Below are 19,568 nucleotides of genomic sequence, written 5' to 3' on the forward strand. Positions count from 1 at the left end.
GTTCTGACTAAAGCGGTCGGTTGTCAATCACGCGCATGCACCAGTCATGCGTCAGTCAGGTCGAAAACTGGGTAAACGTGTACGTGGAAGGCTTGCCTCGCGCTCAACCATACCTTGCTTGTTCATGCAACCATGATTCCATGCCCTCGGCGGCGGCCTTTCCCGTGGCAAGGCAGGCGGTCAGCAGATAGCCGCCGGTCGGCGCTTCCCAGTCGATCATCTCGCCGGCGACGAAGATGCCCGGAAGCGCCTTCAGCATGTAATGCTCGTCGACGGCGTCCCAGCGGATGCCGCCGGCGGAGGAGATCGCTTCGGCGATCGGACGGGGGCGAAGAAGCGGCACCGGCAGCCGCTTGATTGCCGCGGCGAGCGCGTCCGCCGTTGCTTTCCCCGCGTCGGGGACAAGCTCCCGGACGAGCGCGGCCTTGACGCCGTCGATCCCGGCGCCCTTGCGCAGCCTTGTCGAGAGACTTGCCTTCGGGTCCTGTCTTGCAAGGTCGCGGGCGATGCGTTCGCGCACACGCCCCGGCGCGAGGTCGAGGACGAGGCTCACCCGGCCCTCACGCTCCAGCGCGTCCCGGAGGCTCGCGGCGTGGGCGTAGACGAGGCTGCCCTCGATGCCGTGGCGGCTGATCACGAATTCGCCCGGCAGTGTGCCGGCAGCCGAGGAGGCAGTGACCGCCTTGACCGGCTCACCCGCGAAGCGTTCGCGGAAGCTCTCGCTCCAGGTGACGTCGAAGCCGCAATTGGCCGGCCGGAAGGGGGCGATGTCGACGCCCTTCTCGCGAAGCGGCGCCACCCAGGCGGCGTCCGAACCCAGTCTCGGCCAGCTCGCGCCGCCGAGGGCGAGGAGTGTCGCCTTGCTCGCCACGCGCTTCTCGCCGTCCGGCGTTTCGAAGAGGAGGTTGCCACCCGCAAAGCCTGTCCAGCGGTGGCGGGTGCGGATCACGACACCCTGCGCATCGAGCCGCCGCAGCCAGGCGCGCAGCAGCGGCGAGGCCTTCATCACCTCAGGAAAGACGCGGCCCGACGAACCGACGAAGGTCTCCGTCCCGAGCCCTGCGGCCCAGTCGCGGACTTCTTGCGGGGTGAAGGCATCGAGGGCGGCACGGAGCCTTGGCGAAGCGTCGCCGAAGCGTTCGGCAAAGCGCTCGAACGGCTCGGAATGGGTGATGTTGAGGCCCGACTTGCCGGCGAGCAGAAATTTGCGCGCGACCGTCGGCATCGCGTCGTAGACGGTTACCGCATGGCCGTGGTGCGACAGCCGCTCCGCCGCGGCGAGGCCGGCCGGTCCGCCGCCGATGATCGCGACGTCTGTTTGCTCCACCGAAACAACCATCCGCTATCCGTTACTCGGCAAGCGCACGGCGCAGCTTGCGCAGGATCACGCCGCGAGCCTTGTCGTCGGCCGCCTTCGCCAGCTCCTGCTGCAGGTCGAGGACGAGGGACTGGAAGTCGTTGTGCCAGTCGCGGTGGCCGACGCGTGCGGGGTCGATGCGTGGTTCCGGCAGTTTCTCCGAGATGTCGACGGCACGCTCCGGCCTGAGTTCGAAGGCGCCGTCGAGATGCGGCACATTGATCTTCTCCTCGGCGAGGAAGGCGGAGGCACGCTTGCGCAGGCCGGCGATGCCGTCCTCTTCGCCATGGACGAGGAAGAGGCCAGCGCGGATCGGCTGGCGCGTCTGCAGCCATGCAGCGAGCTCCGGCCCGTCGGCATGGCCGCTGTAGATGTCGAGACGGCGAATGCGGGCACGGACATTGATCTCGTCGCCCTGGATGCGGACGATGGAGGCGCCTTCCTCGAGAATCCTGCCAAGCGTGCCGGTCGCCTGGAAGCCGACGAGCAGCACCGTCGCTTCGTCGCGCCAGAGCCAGTTCTTCAGCCGGTGACGGATGCGGCCGGCCTCGCACATGCCGCTCGCGGCGATGACGATGTGGAAGCCGCGCATCAGGTCGAGCGCCTTCGACTGTTCGACCGTTTCGGTGAAGCGGACGTTGCGGGCGTGCAGGGCGTCTGCGAGCAGGTGACCGCTCTCCAGCTCACGGGCGTGGCGAAGGAATATCTCGCTCGCGCGTGTGGCAAGGGGTGAATCGATGATGACCGGGCAGGTCGGGATCTTCTCAGACCGCATCAGGAAGACGAGGTCGGCGAGCAGTTCCTGCGTCCGCTCGACGGCGAAGGAGGGAATGAGGAGCGCGCCGTCCGGATGATATGCGTCGGCGACTTCGGCTCGCAGGGCCTCGCGCCGGGTCGTGTCGTTCGATTCCTCGCGGTCGGTATCTCCATAGGTGCTTTCGCAGATCACATAGTCCCAGCCGGACGGCGCCTCGGGATCGTATTGCAGCAGTTTGTGGCTGGGGCCGATATCCCCGGAGAAGAGGATGCGCAGCGTCTTCTGCGGCGTCTCGACCTCCAATTCCACCGAGGTGGAGCCGAGGAGGTGGCCGGCGTTCCAGAAGCGGAACCGCACGCCGTCGGTCGCCTGCTGCCACGCCTCGAGTTCCACCGGGCGCAGCAGCGTGACGGCGATCGCCGCATCGCGGGCCTCGTAGATCGGCGTCACCGGATCGCGGCCGCGGCGGAGATTGCGGCGGTTGAGGAACTCGACTTCGCTTTCCTGGATGTGGGCGGAATCCGGCAGCATGACCGAGCAGAGGTCGATCGTTCCGCGGGTCGCGTAGATCGGCCCCTGATAGCCCATGCGGGAGAGCTTCGGCAGCAGGCCCGAATGGTCGATATGGGCGTGGGTGAGGATCACCGCGTCGATCGCAGACGGGTCGAAAGGAAAATCCCGGTAATTGAGTTCCTTCTCGGTCTTCGAACCCTGGAAGAGCCCGCAGTCGACGAGGATCTGCCGCTTTCCGACCTCCAGCCGGAAGCAGGACCCGGTGACGGTTCCGGCGGCGCCGTGAAAGCGAAGGACGGGATGGTCGTTCATGGGCGGCTCCTCCAAATTGCTGTTCAACGGCATTCAATGTAGCCCGGACGGGACAGTCGTCATTTGACAGGCATCAATCCCTGATAAGCCCCAACGGGCGTGCGCGTCCACAGGCCTGAAACGGAAAACCTCCGCATTTCGTGAACGATACCTCAAGGCGGCGCCGCGTCGTCGACGGAACTTTTACGGAAGCCTCCAGTTGAGGCCGAGGCAGCCCCGGCCGAGGGCGCGACCCCGTATTCCGATCGCAGGGGATCTCGTATGACCAGAATCATCTCGATAATCGTCTTCGGCGTGCTTGGGCTCGTCCTCCTCGCCGGAGGGATACAGCTGCTCATGCTCGGCGGCAGTCCGTTCTATCTTGTCGCCGGCGTCGTGCTTGGCCTTACTGCATTGCTCATCGTGATGCGGCGAGCACTCGCGCTCTGGCTCTACGGGATCTTCATCATCTTCAGCCTCGGCTGGGCGATCTTCGAGGTGGGCTTCGACTGGTGGCAGCTTGCCGCCCGCGGCGGGCTCGTTATCGCTCTCGGGCTTTTGCTCCTACTGCCGGGCGTCAGGCGGCAGCTCGGCGATCCCTATGCTGACGAGCCGCGGCCAGCGAGCGCGATTCCTGTCGCGATCCCCGTCGTCATAGCGCTCATCGTTGCCGGCTTCTCGATGGCCACCGACCCGGCGGACGTCTCGGGATCGCTGCCGACGGAGGCAGCGGTCGCGCAGCCCAATTACGGTGGCAACGTGCCCGATGACGAGTGGCACCAGTATGGCCGCACACCCTTCGGCCAGCGCTATTCGCCGCTCGACCAGATCACCCCGCAGAACGTTTCTTCGTTGAAGGTTGCCTGGGAATACCGGACCGGCGACGTCAAGGGGCCCGACGACGTCGGCGAGACGACCTATCAGGTGACCCCTCTCAAGGTCGGGGACACGCTCTATCTCTGCACGCCCCACAACTGGGCGATTGCCATCGATGCCGCCACCGGTAAGGAGAAGTGGAAATATGATCCGAACGTCGGGCTCAATCCCGACCGCCAGCACCAGACCTGCCGTGGGGTGACCTACTATGCCGATCCGGCGGCACCTGCGGGTAGTCCGTGTGCCGCGCGCGTCTATCTTCCGACCTCGGATGCACGGCTGATCGCGCTCGATGCCGCCAGCGGCTTGGTCTGTACCTCGTTCGCCGACCAGGGTGTACTGCACCTCGAAACCGGCATGCCGTACAATCCCGCAGGCTACTACTACTCGACGTCGCCGCCGGTGGTCGCGCGGGGCAAGATCATCATCGGAGGGGCGGTCAACGACAATTACTCCACCAAGGAGCAGTCCGGTGTCATCCGCGCCTTCGACGTCGAAACCGGCGCGCTCGTCTGGAACTGGGACAGCGGCAACCCGGGAGAGACCGTACCGCTGCCGCCCGGCCGTACCTACACGGCCAATTCGCCGAATAGCTGGTCGGTCTTTTCCGTCGACGAGCAACTCGGCCTCGTCTACGTGCCGCTCGGCAATCAGGTTCCCGACCAGCTCGGCATGAACCGCAGCGACAACATCGAGAAATACTCCTCTTCGATCGTCGCGCTCGATGTCGACACCGGCCGCGACCGCTGGGTCCGGCAGACCGTGCACCACGATCTCTGGGACATGGATGTTCCCGCACAGCCGGTGCTCGTCGATCTGACGGGCAAGGACGGAGCCGCCGTGCCGGCCCTGGTCGGGCCGACGAAACAGGGGGACATCTACGTTCTCGACCGGCGCACGGGCGAACCCGTCGTTCCGGTGCGGGAGATGCCGGCGCCGGGCGGTGCGATCGAGGGCGACTTCACCGCGCCGAAACAGCCGATCTCCGATCTGACGCTCAGGCCGCCGCGCCTCAGAGAGCGCGACATGTGGGGGATCACGCTGATCGACCAGATGGTCTGCCGCATCAAGTTCCACCAGCTCCGCTACGAGGGGCAGTACACGCCGCCGTCGCTCGAGGGCACGATCGTCTATCCGGGCAATTTCGGCGTCTTCAACTGGGGTTCGGTCGCGGTCGATCCGGCAAGACAGGTGATGTTCGGCATGCCGACTTATCTCGCCTTCACCTCGCGGCTTGTGCCGCGCGACCAGATCGCGCCGAAGGGAGAGGACGAGAAGGCGAGCGAGCAGGGGCTCAACCGCAACGAGGGGGCACCCTACGGCGTCTATATGGGACCGTTCCTTTCGCCGCTCGGCATTCCCTGCCAGGCGCCGCCCTGGGGCTATGTCGCCGGCGTGGACTTCAAGACCGGCAAGACGGCCTATATGCACCGCAACGGCACCGTCTACGACATGACGCCGCTGCCGCTTCCCTTCAGGGTGGGCGTGCCGGGGATCGGCGGTCCGATGATCACCAAGGGCGGCGTCGCCTTCCTCGCGGCGACCGTGGACGATTATCTGCGCGCCTACGATCTGACGACCGGCGAGCAGCTCTGGGAAGCGCGTCTGCCGGCGGGCGGACAGGCGACGCCGATGAGCTATGCCCTGCCGGACGGCAGGCAATATGTGGTGATCGTCGCGGGAGGGCACGGTTCCGTCGGCACCAAGCCGGGCGACTATGTGATCGCCTACACCCTGCCCGGGCAGTAGTCGCCGTCCGTCCCGGTTTCCGGCTCGCGGCAGCGCGACGCTGGCTGGAAATTTCGCGCCATGCGTGTATGATCCCTGCTGTCCCGGCGTCTCGGGCGGACAGGGGGAAGTCATGCCGAATTATGCCGACCTCAAGCGGATCACCGACGTCGACAAGCGCAAGCGGATCGTTCGCGGCCTCAAGGCGCTCCGGGCCGGCATCAATGCCGAAGGCGGCGCGATCCCGCCGAAAACCGCGTCCGATACCCTGCTGCTCGCCTCGTGGAACCTCCGCGAATTCGACTCCGGCAAGTACCGCTTCCGCGACGTCGAGCCTTACCACTACATTGCCGAGGTCATAAACCGCTTCGACATCGTCGCGATCCAGGAGGTCCGCAAAAGCCTGTTTCCGCTGCAGCAGTTGAAGCGCATGCTGGGGAGCTGGTGGGATTTCCTCGTGACCGACGTGACGCTCGGACGGTCCGGAAATTCCGAGCGCATGGCCTTCTTCTACGACCGCCGCAAGGTCGATTTCACCGGGCTTGCCGCCGAACTGGTACTCGAGGAGGCGATCCCGGCGGCCGGCCGCCAGGTGCAGTTCGCCCGCTCTCCCTATGTCGCCGGCTTCCGGGCGGGCTGGGCTTATTTCACGCTGGTGACGGTCCATATCTATTACGGTGAGGGCGTGCCGGTCGATGCGCGGCGTCTCGCCGAGATCACCGCGCTCGGCAAGACGATCGCGAGCAATGCCGGCGATCTTTCCAGCGCCAACGTTTACGGTCCGGAGGACAAGCCGAAGCGCGACAACCTGCTGCTGCTCGGTGATTTCAACATCTTCAACCGCAAGGACGTGACGATGGAGGCCCTGACCGCGGCGGGCTTTCGCGTTCCAGACGCGCTGCAGAGCATTCCCGGCTCGAACGTCACCAAGGACAAGCATTACGACCAGATCGCCTATTACAAGGAGCTCCGCAGCATGCGGCCGACGGGCAGGGCTGGCGTCTTCGACTTCTACGACTGCGTCTATCGCGAGGACCAGGAGGCCGACTACGCCGCCGACCGGCAGGAGAAGCCCGGCCGCAGTTTTCGCGACTGGCGCACCTACCAGATGAGTGACCATCTGCCGATGTGGGTCGAGTTCCAGGTCGACGACAGCGACGCCTATCTGGATGAGCTCGGCGCCTGAAACGACCGAAAACGATCCATTTTCAAGGTGAGGCAACCGAACGTTAACCATGACCGTCCTAGACAGGAAGCATCACGTCAGGATGGTATGGATGACCGTAATCAAGACCGAGTATCCGGCAGCAATGCCGAAGGTCGCTTTTTTCCCGCTCAAGGGACGTCGCGCCCTCATTCGCCGGTGCGCCCTCGAACTCGACGAGAGGAACGGGGAGGCTGCCGTCACCTATTGGCGCACCACCTGCCGTGGGCTCGGGGCCGAGCTGCTGGAGCGGGGCTGCCCGGAGCCGGAGATGCGCCGGCAGATCCTCGACTTCCAGGACATGGTGCAGCAGGAACTCCAGTGGCTGCATTGCGGCGACCGCCGCCGGGGCCGCGCCGACAGCTAAGCGCCGGCCGCCCTTCGAAGGCAGGTCCAGTAGGTTCTATTCGCCGAGTCGCGTCTTCAGCGATGCGAGGATGCGTCCGGCAAGCGCTTCGTAGTCCTCGTCGAAATGGTGCCCGCCGGTGATGCCGATGCTCTCGACGCCGCGGGTCTTCAGCGTCGGGCAGGGATCGTCGTCTTCCTCCGTGCCGTAGATGCACTGGACGCGCTTCGGATCGATCTTGGCGATGTCGTCGACCGGATCGCCGGCGCCGTCGCCGGAAACGCCCAGCCAGCCCTCGACCGAAATCTCGTAGTCGACCTGATGCGACAGCGCCATCAGGGTGACCTGCGTGACCCGCGCCCTGTCGTCCGGCGGCAGCAGGTTGTAGGTCGCCGGCAAAACGTCGGCGCCGAAGGAATAGCCGGCGAGCAGCACATGGCGGACCTTCCACTTGCGGCGATAGGTGTCGATGATCCGTGCGAGATCCTCCGCCGTTTCCTGCGGGGTACGCTTCGACCAGAAATAGTGGAGCGAGTCCACGCCGACGACCGGGATGCCCTTTTCCTGCAACACCGCACCGACCTGCCTGTCGAGGTCGCGCCAGCCGCCGTCGCCCGAATAGATGATCGCCATCGTATCCATGGCGGGCGTGGCCTCCAGCAGCGTGAGCGGAAGCCCGAGCGGGTCGTCGGCATTGCCGCCGGCATCGACGCGGTCGCCGAGGGTCTGGGCGAGGGCGTCGCCGGCGGAGTCTTCGACGTCCCGGACCTCGATGTCACTATGATCCTTCACCAGCGAGGCGACGTGGTCGCGACCAGCCTTGTCGGCCGCGGGCGAGAAGAGAACGGTCACCGGCGCCGGCAGCGGGCCGTCGGTCAGGCCGTAGACCATGCGGTCGCCGATCCGCTCTTTAGTGGCGGGCGTGCAAAGCTCCTTGTCGAGCGGAATGCCGGCCACCGGGGCGACGGCGATCGCCTCGCCGATGGTCGCTGCCGGGCTTTGGGCGATCATCGCGAGGGCGAGTGCGGCACCTTCGCCGATCCCGGCGACGATCGGCAGATTGAAAAAGCTCGTTCCCGCCGCCCGCTGGACCTGGTGGGCGAGGGATTCCACATCCGAAATCATGTAGACGCAGTCGCTGTCATCGGCGCGCAACGCCTTCAGATAGGCGGGCAAGTCGATGCCGACGACGATCGCGCCCTTGTCGACGAGCGCCCGTGCCTGCTGCTCCTCGTTGTCACCCCAGCCGCCGGCGTCCGAAATCAGGAAGATGTCGGCACGTACCTCGCCCTCCGGAAGAAGGATGTGGTTGGCCGGGATCATGCCCGGCTGGTAGGTGGCGGGTGCCTGGGCGGCGGCGATGCCGCAGGAGACGAGAAGGCCTGCGGCGAGCCCGAGGCCGGAAAGTCCGAGAGATTTCATTTCGCTACCACGCCTTTCATGCCGCCGCTGATCAGGAAGGTGATGTCCATGAGGGCCAGCGCCGCGCCGGTGCCGTTGGTGACGGCGAGGTAGCGCGGCTCCCATTGCGGATGGAACTTGGACTTGAAGGCCCTGAGCCCCTTGAAGTTGTAGAAGCGCTCGCCGTGCTCGAAGACGAGGCCGCCGATGCGGTCCCAGACCGGCGCGGTCTCGCGCCGTGACATGCCGGAGAGAGGCGCCATGCCGAGGTTGAAGTGGGAGAAGCCCGCCTCGCGCATATGCTTCATCAGGCTGATGAAGAGGAAATCCATGGCCCCGCGCGGCGCGTCGGGCGCAAAGCGCATCAGGTCGACCGTCGCCTCCGACTTCGTGGCCGTCGTCATCACGGTGGCGAAGGCGACGATCCTGTCGTCCTTGGTGAGGATCGCCACCGGCTGCGTCAGCACGTATCCGGGATCGAAGGCGCCGAGGGAGAACGATTTTTCGCGCGTGTTGTGGTGGGCGAGCCAGGCGTCCGAGATCGCCTTCAGCTCGCCGAGAATCGGCGGCACGTCCGGCGGTTCGACGATCGAAAAGACGAGCCCGTCGCGCTGGCCGCGATTGTACGACTGGCGCAGACCCGCAAGGCGACTGCTGGCGAGGTCGAAGTGCCCGAGATCGACGGTCGCGAGTTCGCCGAGCTTGAAGGCGCGAAGACCCGCATCGATGCAGGAGGGCAGCAGCGCCGGCGTGATCTGGTAGAAAACGGCGCGACCGCCCGAGGCGCGGGCCATGTCGACGAACTGCCAGACGAGATCAGCGAAATCCTCGTCCGCCCCGACAGGGTCGGCGAGCGCGATCCAGGACCGCCCCTGGATGCCGTACATGATGAAGGCCTTGCCGCTCTGCGAGAAGAGCAGTCTCTTGTCGCCCATGCGCACGAGGTTGGCGTCGGCGACGTTCTGATCTTCGACGATCGCCACTGCACGCGCGAGATCATCCTCTCGTGCCTCGTCGGGCCGGTGGGCGACCGGGCGCAGAAGGCTGAACATCGCGACCACCGCCGAACTGATCGCAAGTCCGAGCAGTGCCCGCAGGCTGCGCGGGGCTTCCTCGGAAAACTCGAACTGCCACCAGAGTTCGCGGCTGTACTGGGTGTCGCGGTAGACGAAGAGCAGGACGCCGGCGGCGCCGACGACGGTCACGGCCATCGCCGTCAGCCAGGCGGGACCCAGCGCCTGGCCGAAGAGTGAGGCGTGTCGGGTGAAACTTGCGGCGCTGGCGAGCATCGCGGCGATGAAGAGGCCGAGCGCGATGGCCTCGAAGACGGCGAGCGCCTTCATCAGCGAGAAGAGGAAGGCGATGGCCGCGGCGGCGAGCCCGACCCACCACGCGCCGTCGAGACGCTGGGCGATGCCGCGCGACGCGACGACGAGGACGAGGCCGAGAATGCTCGACAGGAAATGTGCCGCCTCGACGATCGGCAGGGGCAGGAGCCCGGCGAGAAAATCAAGGTCGCCGTCGGGTGTCGGCGTGACGCTCGAGAAGATCAGCATGGCGCCGAGCATCAGCGCATAGGTGGAGAGGAGTGCGGGCACGAGCCGCGCGGCGATCTGGACGATCTCGGCGGCGAGCGGCTGTTTCGCGAAACTCCGCAATTCGCCGACGACCGCGAGCGCGAGCGCGAGCAGCAGCGGCAGGACGTAGTAGACGAGGCGGTAGAGCACCAGGCTGCCGAGAAGCTGGTCGGCGCTGATGGTGTTGCCGAGGCCGGCGATCATCACCGTCTCGAAGACGCCGAGGCCGGCGGGAACATGGCTGAGGACGCCGAGCACGACGGCCGTCGCGTAGATCGCGAAGAAGGCGGGCCAGCCGACATGTGTCTCCGGCAGCAGGACGTAAAGGGCCGACGCTGACCCCGCGAGATCGAAGGCGGTGACGAGGAACTGCCGCGACGACGTGCGCGTGTCGGGAAGCCGGAGCGTCACGCCCGCGATAGTGATTTCGCGTCCGTTTCTGCCGAGGAAGACGAGGACGGCCAGCAGCACCACGACGGCGACGGCACCGAAGCGAAGCGCCGGACCGTTCAGGCCGACGATGTCGGCGATGCGTGGCGCAACCACCAGCAGCGCGAGCGCGCTGACTGCGGCGAGGCCGAGGCCGAACGAGAGCGTCACAAACGCGATGACGCGGGCGATTTCGCCGGGCTGGAGCCCGAGTTTCGAATAGGCGCGGTAGCGGATCGCGCCGCCGCTCAACGGGCCGAAGCCGGCGGTATTGCCGACGGCGTAGGCGATAAAGGCGGTCGTCACGACCGACGGCAGCGGCAGCTTGCGCCCGATATAGTCGATGGCGTTGGCGTCGTACAAGGCGAGCGCGCCGTAGCTGAGCGCGGTGAAGAACGCCGCCCAGAGGAGCGACCACCAGGAGGTATCCCCGAGGGCTGTGAGGACGTCGTCATAGCGCACCTCCGCGGTCAGGCGGTGGATCGCGAAGATCATCATCGTGAACACGGCAACGACGGCGGCGGCCGTCAGATAGCCGCGGTAGCGGGAAAGGAGCCGGCTTGCACCGGAATGCGTTTCACTGTCGGGCAGCATGCCGTTGTCCCTTGCGGAAGGTCTGGCGGGTTTCGCATGATTCGATGACAGGCCCGTGCCGACGACCGGGCGCGGACCGGGCAGGGGACTTTAGCGTGCAGCCGGATCGGTGGAGGTCGGCCGGCATCATCTCTCGTCGATCCTTGTCGAGGCTGACGCGGCCTCGGGGGCGGGGACGCGCGTGATTGAAGCCTCTTTCAGACAACGAGAATGCGAAGGAATAGTGGCAAGTGGCCGGACGGTGGCGGGGCTGGGTACGTCGGTGGGTTGCGAGGGGCTCACACCCGCTCGACGAACCCGTCCAGCACGCGTTTCTGGCCGGCCCGGTCGAAATCGATGGTGAGCTTGTTGCCCTCGATCGCCGAGATGTTGCCGTTGCCGAACTTGACGTGGAAGACGCGGTCGCCGAGCTTGAACTTCGACGGTTCGGAGCTCGTGGATTTTGCCACCAGCTCGCCCTCGATCGTCCGACCGCGCGGGCCGCTCTCGCCGTAGCCGATGCGCTCCACCGCATGGCCGGAGCGGGTGCCCCAGTTGTCGCGGGTGGCGTCCGACTTGTTCTGCTGGGCGCGCTTCCAGCCGGGTGTCGAATAGGAGTTGGCGAAGGGATCGGCGCGATCGAAGCGCGACTGGCCGTAGCCGCCGCGGCCATAACCGCCATAGGAACTCTCGGCTTCGGCGACCTCGACGTGACCCTGCGGCAGTTCATCGAGGAAGCGCGAGGGCATGGTCGACTGCCAGAGGCCGTGGATGCGGCGGTTGGAAACGAACCAGATGTGGCAGCGGCGCTTGGCGCGGGTGATGCCGACATAGGCAAGGCGGCGTTCTTCCTCTAGGCCGGAGCGTCCGCCTTCGTCGAGCGCGCGCTGGTGGGGGAAGAGGCCTTCTTCCCAGCCCGGCAGGAAGACGGTGTCGAATTCGAGCCCCTTGGCGGAATGCAGCGTCATGATCGAGACGGCGTCCATGTCCTCGTTCTGCTCGGCATCCATGACCAGTGAGACGTGTTCGAGGAAGCCGCGCATCGATTCGAAGGCTTCCATCGAGCGGACGAGTTCCTTGAGGTTTTCGAGCCGGCCCGGAGCCTCCGCCGACTTGTCGTTCTTCCACATGTCGGTATAGCCGGACTCGTCGAGGATCTGTTCGGCGAGCTCGGTATGCGGAGTCGTTTCAAGGCGTTCCGACCAGCGGCGGAAGTATTGAATCACGTCGAAGAGCGCCTTGCGCGCCTTCGGCTTCAGCTCGTCGGTCTCGACCATTTCGGCGGCCGCGGCGAGCATCGGGATGTCGCGCGCGCGGGCATAATCGTGCAGCGCCCGGACCGTGGTGTCGCCCAAGCCGCGCTTCGGGGTGTTGACGATGCGCTCGAAGGCGAGGTCGTCGGCCGGCTGGCAGACGAGGCGGAAATAGGCCATGGCGTCGCGGATTTCGAGGCGCTCGTAGAAGCGCGGGCCGCCGACGACGCGGTAGTTGAGACCGAGGGTCACGAAGCGGTCTTCGAATTCGCGCATCTGGAAGGAGGCGCGCACGAGGATCGCCATGTCGTTGAGGGCGTGCTTCTTGCCGTCGGCATCGCCGCGCTGCAGCCGTTCGATCTCCTCGCCGACGGCACGGGCCTCCTCCTCGGAATCCCAGGCGGCGTGAACCATCACCTTCTCGTCGTCCGGCTCGGTGCGGTCGGTGAACAGCGTCTTGCCAAGGCGTCCCTCGTTGTGGGCGATCAGATGGCCGGCGGCGCCAAGAATGTGCTCGGTGGAACGGTAGTTGCGTTCGAGCTTGATGACCTTGGCGCCGGGAAAATCCTTTTCGAAGCGCAGGATGTTGTCCACCTCCGCCCCGCGCCAGCCGTAGATCGACTGGTCGTCGTCGCCGACGCAGCAAATGTTGACGGTGGGCTTTCCCTTCTCCCCAGCGGGGAGAAGGTGGTCCGAAGGACCGGATGAGGGGGCCTGTCCGCCAAGGTGCGTGGGTGCCGCCCCCTCACCCGGCGCTTTCGCGCCACCCTCTCCCCGCTGGGAAGAGGAGGGGGCCGGCCGCTGCGCCAGCAGCCGGAGCCACATGTACTGGGCGGTGTTGGTGTCCTGGTATTCGTCGACGAGAATGTACTTGAAGCGCTGGTGATAGTCGCGCAGCACGTCCGGATTGGCCCTGAACATGCGGATCGGATGCAGCAGAAGGTCGCCGAAATCGCAGGCGTTCAGCGTCTTCAGCCGGTTCTGGTAGGCGGCATAGAGCTCCCGTCCCTTGCCGTTTGCAAAGGCGCGGGCGTCGCCCTCCGGGATCTGCGCCGGATCGAGGCCCTTGTTCTTCCAGGTGTCGATCATCGCCGCGAACTGGCGGGCGGGCCAGCGCTTGTCGTCGAGCCCTTCGGCCTGGATCAGCTGCTTGATCAGGCGGATGACGTCGTCGGTGTCGAGGATGGTGAAATCGGACCTGAGCCCAACGAGTTCTGCGTGGCGGCGAAGGATCTTCACGCCGATCGAGTGGAAGGTGCCGAGCCAGGGCATGCCCTCGACGGCGCCGCCGACCAGCATGCCGATGCGTTCCTTCATCTCGCGGGCGGCCTTGTTGGTGAAGGTCACCGCGAGGATTTGCGACGGAAAGGCGCGGCCGGTGGCGAGAATATGGGCGATGCGCGTCGTCAGGACGCGCGTCTTGCCGGTGCCGGCGCCGGCGAGAACGAGCACCGGGCCCTCGGTCGTTTCGACGGCCTCCCGCTGTTCGGGGTTGAGGCCGGACAGATAGTCCGGGGTGCGGGCCTGATCGCGGGCGGCCATGGCGCGTGCGGCAATTCCGCCGGTCGCCGGCCCTGCCGGCTTGCGCGGCGGCGGCTCCTCATCGAAGAAGGGAATGTCGTCGTAACCGTTACTCATGGCGCCCAATGTAGTGATTCGGACCGGAAAGGCGAGTCAAGTCGTTCTGGTTTCATTCCGCCCCGGACCGGTTCGCGGTTCTTCTACAGGAAATTTCCGGTGACGCCACCGATCCGCTTTCGTCTCCGCCGGCCGATGACAATTTGGTAATGTTCGCCGTCAGGTCTTGCCGAGGATCGACCCTGCGGAAATATTGGCGCATATATCGACCGAATTTGGACGCCTCCGATCGTCCGCGCCTCCCGCGCGGCTGTCCGGCAGTCCTCGCCGGAGCTTTTGAATGCCCCTCTGGAAACAGGTGATTGTTATTCTCGCGGTGGTTGCCGCTTTCGTCGTCGGTTGGGCCCGTTTCGTGCCGGGAGCCGGAGACGTGCTGCGCCGGATGGGAGCGCCTGCCGGGCTGGTTGCGGTCCTGACACCCGCCGATGAAACGGCGGCACCGGACGCCAAGGGCGGCGCAGGCGGCGAAGGCAACCGCCGTGGCGGCAATGGCGCACCGCTCGTCGTCGTGCAGCCGGTCGGCATCGGCACGGTCAACGACCGGCTGTCGGCGATCGGAACGGGTGATGCCATCCGCTCAGTCGCGGTGATGCCCCAAGTCGACGGCGCGCTTGCGAAGGTGGCGATCGTTTCGGGACAGAAGGTCGCCAGCGGCGATCTGTTGGCGCAACTCGACAACGACGAGCAGACGATCGCGCGCGACCAGGCGCGGGTGGCGCTGAAGAGCGCGAGCGAGAAGGCGAACCTCTACGCCAACCTGAAGTCCACGGTCTCGCGCATCGATGCCTTCGACGCGCAGATCGCCGTCGAGGCGGCGAAGCTTGCGCTCGATACCGCGGAACTCAACCTGAAACGGCGCGACATCGTCGCCCCGATCGACGGCATCGCCGGCATCATTACGGTCAATCCGGGTGACAACGTTACCACTTCCACCGTGATCGCCACGCTCGACGATCGCTCGGAGATTCTCGTCGATTTCTGGGTGCCTGAACGCTTCGCGCCGATCCTCAAGGTCGGCCAGGCCGTGGAGGCGACCGCCGTCGCACGCCCCGGCGAGCTTTATCGCGGGACGGTCGAGGCGATCGACAACCGCATCGACGAGGCGAGCCGCACGCTGCGTGTGCGCGCCCGCATCGGCAACGAGAACGACGACCTGAGGGCCGGCATGTCGTTCACCGTCACCATGGCCTTTGCCGGCGAGGACCACCCGTCGGTCGATCCGCTCGCGGTCCAATGGGACGGCGACGGTGCCTTCGTCTGGCGCATAGGAAGTGAAAACAAGGCCGAAAAGGTGCGTGTCCGGATCGTCCAGCGCAATCCGGACACCGTTCTGGTCGATGCCGACCTGCGCCCCGGCGACAGGGTCGTGACCGAAGGCATCCAGCGGGTGCGCCAGGGCGGGACGGTTCGGCCCGCCGGAGAGGAGACCGGCGTTCCGGTCGCGAGCCAATGAACGGGCCGTTTTCGGATTTCCCCGGCGGCGGCAGCGCCGGCTTTACCGCTCTCTTCGTCAGGCGGCCGATCCTCGCACTGGTCTTCAATGCGCTGATCGTGGTTGCGGGGCTTGCGGCCTTCTACGGCATTGAGGTTCGCGAACTTCCGGACGTCGACCAGCCGGTGATCACCGTGCGGACGACCTTCGACGGTGCCTCGCCCGAGACGATCGACCAGGAGGTGACGACGGTCATCGAAGGTGCGGTGGCGCGCGTTTCGGGACTGAAGAACATGTCCTCGACCTCGCAATTCGGCCAGAGCCGGGTCACGCTCGAATTCTCCGACAGTACCGATCTCAACGTCGCCTCCACCGACGTCCGGGATGCGATCTCGCGCGTCACCAACGATCTGCCCGACGACGCGGACGAGCCGCGCATCGTCAAGGCGGACTCGGATTCGCAGCCGATCATGCGGCTCGCCGTGACCTCGGACCGGATGAGCCTCGATGACCTCACGCTTCTGGTCGACAACCAGATTTCCGACCGTCTCGCGACGGTGGACGGCGTTGCCGACATCGAGATCTACGGCGACCAGGAGAAGATCTTCCGCATCGACGTCGACCAGGCGGCGCTGGCAAGCCGCGGCCTTACCGTCGCGTCGCTGGCATCCGCGCTCTCCAACCTCGCCTTCGACGTGCCGGCGGGTTCGCTCACCAGCCCGACGCAGGACATCGTCGTGCGGGCGACCGCCGACCTGAGGACACCGGAGGATTTCGGCAATCTCATCATACAGAACCGGGTGCGGCTGAGAGACGTTGCGACCGTGACCTTCGGCGCCGACACGGGAACGACGAGCCTGCGCTCGAACGGCCGGGTCGGGATCGGCCTCGGGATCATCCGCCAGGCGCAATCGAACACGCTCAGCATTTCCGAGGGCGTGGCGGCTGCGGTCGCCGAGCTTTCGAAGACCCTGCCGGAGGGCACAGAACTGCGCGTCACCAGCGACGACGCCGTCTTCATCCGCGGCTCGATCGAGGAGGTGGTCCGTTCGCTGGTGCTGGCCGCGGTGATCGTCGTTGCGATCATCTATCTCTTCCTGCGTGACGCGCGGGCCACGATCATTCCGGCGGTGACCATGCCGGTCGCACTCATCGGCACGGCGGCGGCGATCTATCTCGCCGGCTTTTCGATCAACATCCTGACCCTGCTTGCGGTCGTGCTGGCGACCGGCATGGTCGTCGATGACGCGATCGTGGTGCTCGAAAACATCGTGCGAAGGCGCGGGCAGGGGCTAGGTCCGCGGGCCGCCGCCGTTCTCGGCACGCGGGAAGTGTTCTTCGCCGTCATCGCGACGACGGCGACGCTCGCCGCCGTCTTCGTGCCGCTCTCCTTTCTGCCCGGCCAGGTGGGCGGACTGTTCCGTGAGTTCGGCTTCGTGCTCGCCTTCTCCGTCGCGCTCTCGGCGCTCGTGGCGCTCACCCTTTGCCCGATGCTCGCTTCGCGGCTCCTGAAGCCGCACGAGCACCGGGAGGGCGGCGATCCGCTCGGCCGTTTCGGCGACGCCTTCTCGCGCTTCTACCGCCGGACGCTCCATGCATGTCTTGCGGCCCCGCTGGTGGTCTTCGCCGTCGCGGTACTGTTTTCGCTTTCCGCGCTGGCAGCCTTCTCGCTGATCACCAGCGAGCTCACGCCGCGGGAGGACCGCTCGGCGCTGTTACTGAGGGTGACAGCGCCGCAGGGCGTCAGCCTCGACTTCATGCGCGACCAGATGCAGCGGATCGAGGAGAACCTCGAACCGCTTCGCAAGAGCGGGGAGATCGCCAATCTCTTCTCCATTTCGGGTTTCGGCAGCAGCAAGAACAGCGGCTTCATGGTCTTGACGCTCGCCCCTTGGGAGGAGCGCAGCCGCAGCCAGGACGAGATCGCCGCCGACGTCAATGCGGCGGCGGCACGGGTGCCGGCGGTCAGAGCCTTCGCCATGCAGCCGAACAGCCTCCGGATCCGCGGCGGCGGCAGCGGCCTGCAGTTCGCGCTCGTCGGCGCGGACCACCAGACCCTGACGAGCGCGGCGATCCGGCTCGTTGCGGCGATGGAAGAGAGCGGACGCTTCGACGGTCCGCGGCTCACCAACGATATCAGCCAGGCTCAGCTCTCCGTCACCGTGGACCGCGAACGCGCCGCCGAACTCGGCATCGATTTCACCGGGCTGTCTCAGGCCCTGCAATCGCTCCTCAACGGTCGTTCGATCGCAGACGTCTTCGTCGACGGGGAGGCCTATCCGGTGAAACTCGCCTCCACCACCCGTCCGATCGACGATCCGACCGACCTCGAGAATGTCTTCCTGAGAACCGCCGACGGCAAGACGGTGCCGATGTCGGTGATCGCCTCGCTGCGGGAGAAGGCGGTCGCGCCCTCGCTGACACGCGAGCAGCAGCTCGCCTCGGTCGCCGTCACGGCGGGCCTGCCGGCCGGGCTTTCGCTCGGCGATGCGCTCGACGAGATGCAGACGATCGCCGCACCACTGCTGCCGCCCGGCGTGCGCATCATGCCGCTCGCCGAAGCGAAGACGCTGACGGAAAACTCGAAGGGCATGGGTGCGACCTTCGGCTTTGCGATCGTCATCATCTTCCTCGTTCTGGCGGCGCAGTTCGAGAGTGTGATCTCCTCACTCATCATCATGGCGACTGTGCCGCTCGGTCTCGCCTGCGCCGTCTTCGCGCTGGTCCTCACGGGTTCGTCACTCAACGTCTACAGCCAGATCGGGCTCGTCCTGCTGGTCGGCGTCATGGCCAAGAACGGCATCCTCATCGTCGAATTCGCCAACCAGTTGCGTGACCGCGGGCAACCGGTGCGCGAGGCGATCGAGAATGCGGCGAACCTGCGCCTGCGGCCGGTGATGATGACGATGATCTCCACCGTCCTCGGCGGTGTGCCGCTGGTGCTCGCGACGGGAGCGGGCGCCGAGGCGCGCGTCGCGCTCGGCTGGGTGATGGTCGGCGGGCTCGGGCTCGCGACGGCGGTGACGCTTTACGTGACACCGGTCGCCTATCTGGCGCTGGCGCGCTTCTCGAAGCCGCACGCGGACGAGGAAAAGCGCCTGCAACAGGAGATGGCGATCGCGACCGCGGTCGAGGCCGGCGAGTAGGCGCGTCAGCCCTCCGGCCGTTCGGTGCCGGGGCCGGTGACAGTGTAGACGTTTCCGGCCGGTTCGCGGTGCAGGTAGCGATTGGAGAGCGCGGCGCTGCCGCGGCGGAGGATTTCGCCGAAGACCTCGTCGATCACCTCGTTGCGCTGGCCCGAGACGAAGAAGTAGTGCCGCCAGCTCTCGGGATCGAGGACGATGTAGTCCGCATTGCCGGCGAGCGGTTCTTTGCTGCCGTCGAGGTTTTCGAGCGAGCGTCCGAGTCTTGCCTCGCCGAACATCGTCGTCGCCACCTGGAGGGCGGGATCGTCCTTGTTGATGAAGACGAAGATCTCGTTTGCGAAGGTGAGCTTCTCCATCCAGGCGCGATGACCGGGCAGCCCCGTCTCCGGGACGGCGAAGAGAATGCGCGCCGCAAGCCCCTTCGGCAGCGCGGCGTCAGCCTCGCCGACATGGCGGAAGACCTCGCCGGCAAGCGAGTGGGCGACGATCACGAGCGGCCTGCCGGCAAGGGTTCCGCCGGGTGCTTGGCGTTCCGACGTCTGCTGCATGAGCGCGATGAGCCGCTCGCTCGCCGCCTTCGCATTGAGGACGGGAAACTCCGTCACCGATATCCACGAGGGCCAGCGGAACATGATGACGTCGGCCCCGGCGCCTTTGGCGAGTTCCCCCATGGTGTAGAGACCGAAGTCGCCGTCCGGGTCGGGGCCGAAGCCATGGACGTAAAGGACGAGCGGCTTTTGTTGCGCGTCGGCGGCAGAAAAGCTGGCGATCGCGGCGTCGAACTCCGAGAGGGCGAAGTGCCGACCGTCGGCCGTGACGAGCGAGAAGCTTTCGTCCGAGGTGCTTGCCGCGCTCGTCTGCGGATGCAGGATCGCCGCGACGATGCCGTCGTAGTTCCACCAGGCATAGCCGGCGGCCATGCCGATCGCGATGAACACCAGAGTGAGATATTTGAGGAACCTGACCATCCCCGCATTCATAGGTGATCGCAATCGGTTTCCGCAATGCGGCCGGATGCGGCAGCGCTGTGAATTGCTCGCCGCCACC

The 19,568-nt window shown here is 66.1% G+C and carries 11 protein-coding genes; 5 read left to right on the plus strand and 6 right to left on the minus strand.

Annotation, left to right across the window (positions count from 1 at the left end):
* Window positions 1–103: 103 nt before the first annotated feature.
* Both EUU22_RS13785 and EUU22_RS13790 read right to left on the minus strand, forming a co-directional pair.
* Window positions 104–1,327: a TIGR03862 family flavoprotein gene (locus EUU22_RS13785; RefSeq protein ID WP_129332849.1), complete on the minus strand. Its 1,224-nt coding sequence runs from the start codon at window positions 1,325–1,327 to the stop codon at window positions 104–106.
* Between the two features lie 22 nt (window positions 1,328–1,349).
* Entirely contained in the window at window positions 1,350–2,939 is a 1,590-nt protein-coding gene (locus EUU22_RS13790) for an MBL fold metallo-hydrolase (RefSeq protein ID WP_129332549.1), read from the minus strand.
* A 261-nt stretch (window positions 2,940–3,200) separates the two neighbouring features.
* Between EUU22_RS13790 and EUU22_RS13795 the strand changes: the two genes are divergently transcribed.
* The 3 genes from EUU22_RS13795 (at window position 3,201) to EUU22_RS13805 (ending at window position 7,093) form a co-directional block, all read left to right on the plus strand.
* Window positions 3,201–5,543, plus strand: coding sequence for a glucose/quinate/shikimate family membrane-bound PQQ-dependent dehydrogenase (locus EUU22_RS13795; protein WP_129332550.1), 2,343 nt, complete (start codon window positions 3,201–3,203; stop codon window positions 5,541–5,543).
* 112 nt (window positions 5,544–5,655) lie between these two features.
* Window positions 5,656–6,708 (plus strand): endonuclease/exonuclease/phosphatase family protein, encoded by a 1,053-nt coding sequence (locus tag EUU22_RS13800; protein ID WP_129332551.1) that lies wholly within the window; start codon window positions 5,656–5,658, stop codon window positions 6,706–6,708.
* Between the two features lie 91 nt (window positions 6,709–6,799).
* A complete protein-coding gene (locus tag EUU22_RS13805) occupies window positions 6,800–7,093 on the plus strand; it encodes a DUF6074 family protein (protein ID WP_129332552.1) in 294 nt (97 codons plus the stop codon).
* Window positions 7,094–7,129: 36 nt separating this feature from the next.
* Here EUU22_RS13805 and EUU22_RS13810 read toward each other — a convergent pair whose 3' ends face one another.
* The 3 genes from EUU22_RS13810 to EUU22_RS13820 all read right to left on the minus strand — a co-directional run bounded on the left by EUU22_RS13810 (window position 7,130) and on the right by EUU22_RS13820 (window position 13,943).
* Entirely contained in the window at window positions 7,130–8,494 is a 1,365-nt protein-coding gene (locus EUU22_RS13810) for a virulence factor family protein (protein WP_129332553.1), read from the minus strand.
* Window positions 8,491–11,073 (minus strand): bifunctional lysylphosphatidylglycerol flippase/synthetase MprF, encoded by a 2,583-nt coding sequence (gene mprF / locus EUU22_RS13815; protein WP_129332554.1) that lies wholly within the window; start codon window positions 11,071–11,073, stop codon window positions 8,491–8,493. The genes EUU22_RS13810 and mprF overlap by 4 nt, the downstream gene beginning before the upstream one ends.
* Window positions 11,074–11,351: 278 nt before the next feature.
* On the minus strand, window positions 11,352–13,943 hold the full coding sequence (locus EUU22_RS13820; protein WP_129332555.1) for an ATP-dependent helicase: 2,592 nt from the start codon (window positions 13,941–13,943) through the stop codon (window positions 11,352–11,354).
* A 280-nt stretch (window positions 13,944–14,223) separates the two neighbouring features.
* On the opposite strand from EUU22_RS13820, the gene EUU22_RS13825 reads away from it, so the two are divergent.
* Both EUU22_RS13825 and EUU22_RS13830 read left to right on the plus strand, forming a co-directional pair.
* Window positions 14,224–15,396: an efflux RND transporter periplasmic adaptor subunit gene (locus EUU22_RS13825; RefSeq protein WP_129332556.1), complete on the plus strand. Its 1,173-nt coding sequence runs from the start codon at window positions 14,224–14,226 to the stop codon at window positions 15,394–15,396.
* Window positions 15,393–18,521 (plus strand): efflux RND transporter permease subunit, encoded by a 3,129-nt coding sequence (locus EUU22_RS13830; protein WP_129332557.1) that lies wholly within the window; start codon window positions 15,393–15,395, stop codon window positions 18,519–18,521. Before EUU22_RS13825 ends, EUU22_RS13830 begins: the two co-directional genes overlap by 4 nt.
* 5 nt (window positions 18,522–18,526) lie before the next feature.
* Here the strand turns inward: EUU22_RS13830 and EUU22_RS13835 are convergent, their stop codons facing one another.
* Window positions 18,527–19,489 (minus strand): alpha/beta hydrolase, encoded by a 963-nt coding sequence (locus tag EUU22_RS13835; protein ID WP_165351170.1) that lies wholly within the window; start codon window positions 19,487–19,489, stop codon window positions 18,527–18,529.
* Between the last annotated feature and the right edge of the window lie 79 nt (window positions 19,490–19,568).

It is taken from the genome of Ciceribacter ferrooxidans (genome assembly GCF_004137355.1).
Lineage (GTDB): Bacteria > Pseudomonadota > Alphaproteobacteria > Rhizobiales > Rhizobiaceae > Allorhizobium > Allorhizobium ferrooxidans.